This is a genomic window from Pseudolabrys sp., assembly GCF_050250095.1.
Lineage (GTDB): Bacteria > Pseudomonadota > Alphaproteobacteria > Rhizobiales > Xanthobacteraceae > Pseudolabrys.
In genome coordinates this window covers 237,513-243,512 of sequence record NZ_JBFWPH010000006.1, presented here as the reverse complement: position 1 = coordinate 243,512, position 6,000 = coordinate 237,513, and the positions used below count along the sequence as shown (strand labels likewise).

The 6,000-nt window shown below is 62.2% G+C and carries 5 protein-coding genes; all 5 read right to left on the bottom strand.

Annotated features, from left to right (window positions below; translation table 11 throughout):
* Positions 1-347: 347 nt before the first annotated feature.
* A complete protein-coding gene (locus tag AB7F10_RS17840) occupies positions 348-1,331 on the bottom strand; it encodes an ABC transporter substrate-binding protein (protein WP_428562999.1) in 984 nt (327 codons plus the stop codon).
* Positions 1,332-1,400: 69 nt separating this feature from the next.
* Complete coding sequence (locus AB7F10_RS17835) at positions 1,401-2,387, bottom strand: ABC transporter substrate-binding protein (protein ID WP_428563001.1); 987 nt, start codon at positions 2,385-2,387, stop codon at positions 1,401-1,403.
* Between the two features lie 204 nt (positions 2,388-2,591).
* Positions 2,592-3,338: a GntR family transcriptional regulator gene (locus tag AB7F10_RS17830; RefSeq protein ID WP_428563003.1), complete on the bottom strand. Its 747-nt coding sequence runs from the start codon at positions 3,336-3,338 to the stop codon at positions 2,592-2,594.
* A gap of 164 nt (positions 3,339-3,502) precedes the next feature.
* A complete protein-coding gene (locus AB7F10_RS17825) occupies positions 3,503-4,879 on the bottom strand; it encodes an acetate--CoA ligase family protein (RefSeq protein ID WP_428563005.1) in 1,377 nt (458 codons plus the stop codon).
* A 34-nt stretch (positions 4,880-4,913) separates the two neighbouring features.
* The gene (locus AB7F10_RS17820) at positions 4,914-5,972 is read right to left on the bottom strand and encodes a zinc-binding dehydrogenase (protein WP_428563007.1); all 1,059 of its coding nucleotides are present in this window, start codon (positions 5,970-5,972) and stop codon (positions 4,914-4,916) included.
* Positions 5,973-6,000 lie beyond the last annotated feature (28 nt).

The following is a 6,000-nucleotide window of genomic DNA, read 5'->3' as shown; positions in this document are numbered from 1 at the left end:
CCAGGTTCGGCATCACGATGGCGCGGCCGAAGCACGAGGCCGTGTAGTTGACGACCGCCTTCAGAACCTCGCCGTCGCGGAAGTGAACGTGCCAGTCGTCGGGCTTGCGGATCTCAAGGACGTCCAATTTCTGCTCCGGGTGCGGCGTCGAACAAAAGCCTCCGCAATATGCGCTGTTTTCCCGGATTTGGAAGAGCCCACGCCGGACTGGCTCTCGATAAGGACCTTCATTAAAATGGAGATTCTAACAGGACGTGCCGGATCACCCTACCCACTTCCTCGCTCAATTCACTTCCTTGAGAATACTGACGGCCCGCGGACGGCCTTTCCTCCGCGCGTCGACATTCCTATTCGACAAATCGCGTGTCGAACACGTCCTGTACGGTGACGGGGTGCTTCATCGAGAAAGCGCTTTTGACCACGTCGATCGTGCTCTGCGCGCGCTTGGGATCGATGTGGCCGAGCGGCGTTCCGGGAACGGTCGCAAGCGAGCGCACCTTCACGATCTCACCTTCCGCAATCCCGACGTCCAACTCGCGATGCGCCTGCTGCATGATCTTGGCGGCCTCCGCGGGATTCTCCAGCGTATCCTTCAGGCCCTTCAGAGTGGCACGCACAAACCGTTTCACGAGATCGGGATTGTTCTTCAGGGTGGTTTCGCTCGCGACGATGCCGTTGCTGTAAAAGTCGAGGCCGGCGTCCGAATAGGTGAGTTCCACAAGCTCCTTTGGCGCCGCGTCCTTTTTCAGCCGCGGCTCACCGACCGTGAACTGACCGATCGCATCGACGCGCCCGAGCGCGAGCAGGCCGGGCAGCGACTCGCTCGAGGCGACAACCCAGTTGACCTTGCTCTCGTCGATATGTGCAGCCTTGGCATAGGCCGGGAACAGCTTTGGAATGGCGCCGCCGGCCGGGTTGGCGATGCGCCGCCCTTCCAGATCCTTGGGCTTTTCGATGCCTGAACCTTTCAGCGCGTAAATCGCGTGCGGTGCCCTGGCGTAAACGATCGCGACGACACGAACCGGCAGGTTGTCGTTGGCGCGGCCGAGCACGGCGGAACCGGCGTCCGCGAAGCCGAACGTGGCGTTACCGGCGGCAACCTGCTTGATGCCGTCGGCCGAGCCCTGCCCGCGAACGACGTTCACCTCCAGATTCTCAGCCTTGTAGTAGCCTTTTTGAATGGCGACGAAGTAATAGGCATGCCTGCCGAGGAAGCCGGCATCGGTGATGATGTTCACCTTGTCGGCTGATATCGCCGGCGCGGCGGACAGGAAGGTCGCGCTGAGAACCGCGGCGGCGTACTTCAGAAAGCGTTTCGATACGTATGGCATCGTCGACTCCTGTTCTCGGTGTCACTCCCGGCGCAAGCTGACCGTTGCGCCGCCGCTTCAGTTCGAAGTTCAGATTCGCGACACCTCGAAAGTCGATGCCGCGAACAGTTCAGTGGCCGGAACGATGCGTTCCGCCAGCCCTTGCGCATGCGAATAGCGCGCGAGCGTTTCGATCTCGGCCATGTTCTCCTTGACGCCATAGCGCCAGAAGTCCTTGCCCATCAGCGTCATGGTCTCGAGCGTTTCGGCCTCGGTCCACGGCAGCATGAGGTTCGGCGCGGCGAGCGTCCGCAGGTCATACATCGCCGCCGCCTTCGCCTGCGCAAATGCCTTGAGCGCGCTCGCCGGCAGCCAGGGATTGCGCTCGACGAGACTCTTTTTGATACCGATCAGGTGCATGATCGGATACAGGCCGGTCTTGCGGTAATAATCCTTCTCGACGTCGCGATGATTGGGAAACAGGCGGTCGACATTCGGCGCCTCGTTGTGGAAGCAGGACGGTGCGCGCGCCGTCATCACGGCATCGAGCTTGCCTTCCGCCAGCATCGCGGACAGCGTTTGGCCCGCGGGAATCGGCTGCAGATCGATATCCTTCGGCAGATTGATGCGCGCCCGCTCCTGACGGCCCGGCTGCTCCTGGCCACCGCTGCGCCAATGGATATCCGACGGCTTGACGCCGTACTGCTCTTCCAGAGCGCCACGCATCCAGACCAGCGCGGTCATCTGATATTCCGGCACGCCGACGAGCTTGCCTTTGAGATCGGCGGGCTCGCGAATACCGCGATCCGTCCGGACATAGATCATCGAATGGCGGAAACAACGCGATACGAAGGCGGGGATTCCGATGTAACGGCTTTCGCCGCGCGAGGTTTGCAGGATGTAGCTGTTGAACGACAGCTCCGCGATATCGAATTCCTCGTACCGCGCGGCGCGGAAGAACGCCTCCTCCGGCTCGAGCGGAATGTAATTGATCTCGCAGCCCTCGATCCGCACGCGGCCATCCATGATCGCACGGGTGCGGTCGTAGTTTCCGCAGGACAGCGTTACTGACAGCATTGGGCGATCCCGTCGGCTCCGCTCAATCGCGGCGGCTGTTGGTATTAATTTGTATACTGTTTTATACGAATTTGGCTGTCAAGCGCGGCGGCCACCCGCGGGTTTTACGATGCGACTAATTGCAGACGGGAAATGGCTGACCGGCGCGGCAAGCAGCGCGCTTCACAATCGTCAAATAACGGATGTCCGCCGGGCGTTATGTGACTATCGCGCGATAGCCAGAGACTTTGTTTCAGTGCCGCGCCGCAGCAGCTCCAGGCGAAATGCGAGCGCATTGCTCACATGTAACCGCGCGGCCTTCTCGGCCTTGGCGGCGTTGCCGTCGCGGATCGCGCGCAGGATATCGAGATGCTCCTTGCGCGCCTGGTCGGCGCTGCCGGGAATGACAAAGGTAGAGTGGCGCAGCAGTCCGAGCGTGTCGGCGATGGCATTCAGTGACTGCAGAAGATAGCGATTGTGCGTCGCGCTGTAGATCGCCTGGTGCAGATCGGCATTGATCAGGACAAGTTTGTCCTCATCGTTCCTTGCGGCTTCTTCGCTCTCAGCGATGCTGAACAGGTTCTGGATTTCGGCCTTCGACGCGTGTTGCGCTGCGAGGCTCGCGGCCGCGCCCTCGAGCGCCTCGCGAACCGCATACAGTTCCACGAGTCGCTGCTGATCCAGCTCGACCACCATGGCCCCGTTCCACGGCCCGGTGACGAGAAGACCCTCGGACACAATCCGGTGGAATGCCTCACGGACCGGCGTCCGGCTGATGCCGAGCCAGCGCGCAACGTCTGCTTCCCGAAGATGCTCGCCGGGCAGGATGCCGCCGCCTCTAATCCCGTCACGCAGGACGCGGGCGGCAAAATCGCCGAGCCCTTCTCCCGAGCGCTGCTTCGCGATGACATCGAAGGGCGACGGCCGCGGCTCGGCTTTTCGTTCGCCACTTTTCTTTCGAGGCCGCGTCACAGTCGGTTGTCGCCCTGGCTATTCAGTCGTTGTCTACCGGCACGGACGCGCGCTGAAACATCCGCTCCGTCACGGGCGAACCGTCGGATTCGCCTATCAATCAATCTATTCTACCACCCGCATCGTGCACAGCGATAGATTTCCGGAACAGCGGAACACGGCGCTTACAGCGTGGCGTTAGCCACCATTGCAAGCGCCCGCGCGCCGGCCCTGACCGTCGCAAAGACCGGGATGCCCGCGCCCTCGACTTCTTTGGTCCAGCGCCCACCGGCACTGCCATAGATCACCAGCGCGACCGGCTTGTCGTGCTTGCGCCGCAACGCCCGCAGCAGTTCGCCCATCTCCGGGAAATCGGCATTGGGTGGCGCCAGTAGCGTGCACAGCACCAGATCGACATTCGGATCCTCGAACACCGCGCTCAGGCCGGTTTCATGAGCCTCTTGCGCGCCCACGACATCGATTCCGATCCAGAAGTCGTAGGGATTGGCGGGCGTCAGCCAGTCGGGGAAGATCGTCGCCATCTTCTTCAGCGTCGCAGGCTCGAACGACGCAAGCTCGAGCCCGTAATCGGTGACGAGATCGGTCGCGATGACACCCAGCGCGCCGCTGGTGGTCGCGATGCCGACGCGCCGGCCCTTTGCCGGCGGGAGCATCGCGAGCGCGCGCAGAACGCCAACGAAATCGTCCTCGTCCTCGACCCGGAGAATCCCGGTGTCGCGCAACGCCTTCTCGACGGCCGCATCGTCCGACGGCGGCGAGCCGGTGTGCCCGGCCGATGCAATCTTACCCGGAGCCGTGCGGCCCGGCTTCAGCATGACAATCGGCTTGCGGCCCCGCAGGGCGCGCGCCTTTTCCACGAAGACCGGCAGGTTACGGATGCTCTCAATATAAAAGCCGATGACCTTTGTCTCCGGATCGTCGGCGGCGAAATCGAGAAAATCCACTTCATCGACGTCGATCTTGTTGCCGACGTCGATGCTCTTCGAGATCGGCAACCGCTGCACGTCGGAGTCCATCACCTGACGCATCAGCGCGCCGGTGAAAATCCCGGTCTGGGTAAAGAGTGAGATGCCGCCCTTTTCCCAGTGCGGGAAATTCACGAAGCTGCCCATCATCCCGCAATCGACATTCACCATGCCGATCGTGTTCGGGCCTGCGAGCAGCAGGCCGGCGTGCTTGGCCGCATCGCGGATCTTGTCCTCGAGCGCCTTGCCGGCTGGACCTGACTCCGAGAAGCCCGCCGTGATGATGCAGGCAGCGCGGGCCTTCGCCTCGATACACTGCTGAATCGCCGCTTCCATATGCTGGCTCGGCAGGACGATATAGACGAGATCGACCTGCTCGGGAACCGACTTGAGATCGGGATAGGCTTTCAAACCCATTACGTCCGGCGCTCTGGGATTGATCGGGTAGAGCGGCCCGGCAAAGCCGCCCTCGCGAAGGTTGCTGAACAGAATGCCGCCCGATTTCGTGGCGTTCGTCGAAGCGCCGATCACGGCGATCGAGCGCGGCGCCACAAGAGGTTGGATATCGCGCATCATGGTTCTCCCTGCACGGCCCGGCCGGCCCGTTCGATCAGTGCTCGACCTTCAGCAGGACTTTGCCGAACTGCTTTGCGGCTTCCAGATAAGTGTGCGCCTGCGCGGCTTCCTGCAGCGGGAACACGCGATCAATGACGGTTTTCAGCTTGCCGCTGCCGAGCATCGGCATCATCGCCTCGAGATCCTGCTTGGTCGCGCTGTTCGAACCGACGATCTGCAGTTCCTTGTGGAAGATGTACTGCACCTCGATATCGCACTGATACGACTTCGTGCCGCCGACGGTAACGACACGGCCGCCGCGGGTCAGACAGCGGATCGACTTGCCGAGGAAGTCGCCGCCGACGTGCTCGATGACCACGTCCACGCCGCGCTTCTTGGTGCGCTTGAGGATTTCCTCGACGAAATCGGTTTCGTTGTAGTTGATGACCTCGTCGGCGCCCAGCTCCTTCGCCTTCTCGAGCTTCCAGTCCGCACTCGACGACGCATAAACGTAAGCGCCGAGGTTCTTGCAGATCTGGATCGCCGCCATGCTCACGCCCGAGCTTGCGGAATTGACGAGAACGGTTTCGCCGGGCCGCACTTTGCCGCGAGCGACGATCATGTGCCACGCCGTGCCGAACGCATTGGGGAAGGCGGCGGCCTGCTCGTAGCTCACGCTGTCCGGCAGCGGGATCAAGTGGTGTGCCGGCAGCTTGATGTACTGCGCGTAAGCACCCGGCAGATGCGCGCCGAGATAGCGATAGTTGCGCGAGCAGCGGTTGGGAAAGCCCTGCATGCACTGGTCGCAGCGGCCGCAAGGAACGACCCACCAACTCGTGACACGGGTTCCGATCGGCACGTCGGTCGAAGCCTCGTCGCCGAGCGCCACCAGCTCGCCGCCGAAGTCACCGCCGAGAATGTGGGGGAATTTTCCCTTGTTGGGCTTGTAGCGACCGGCGCGCGCCATCAGATCGTAGCCGTTGAGGCCGACGGCATGAACCTTCACCAGAGCCTCTTCCCGGCCCAGGGTGGGGACCGGAACGTCCGAATATTTCAGCACTTCCGGCCCGCCATACTCGTTGTAGATCGCGGCCTTCATCGTTTTCGGAATCATCGCGTTCCTCTCCTTTCCGGCATGCGGC

Excerpts from the sequence above, each read along its gene's own strand:
- AB7F10_RS17825 (WP_428563005.1), bottom strand. The coding sequence starts at position 4,879 with ATGATGCGCGATATCCAACCTCTTGTGGCGCCGCGCTCGATCGCCGTG.
- AB7F10_RS17835 (WP_428563001.1), bottom strand. The coding sequence starts at position 2,387 with ATGCTGTCAGTAACGCTGTCCTGCGGAAACTACGACCGCACCCGTGCG.
- AB7F10_RS17820 (WP_428563007.1), bottom strand. The coding sequence starts at position 5,972 with ATGATTCCGAAAACGATGAAGGCCGCGATCTACAACGAGTATGGCGGG.
- AB7F10_RS17840 (WP_428562999.1), bottom strand. The coding sequence starts at position 1,331 with ATGCCATACGTATCGAAACGCTTTCTGAAGTACGCCGCCGCGGTTCTC.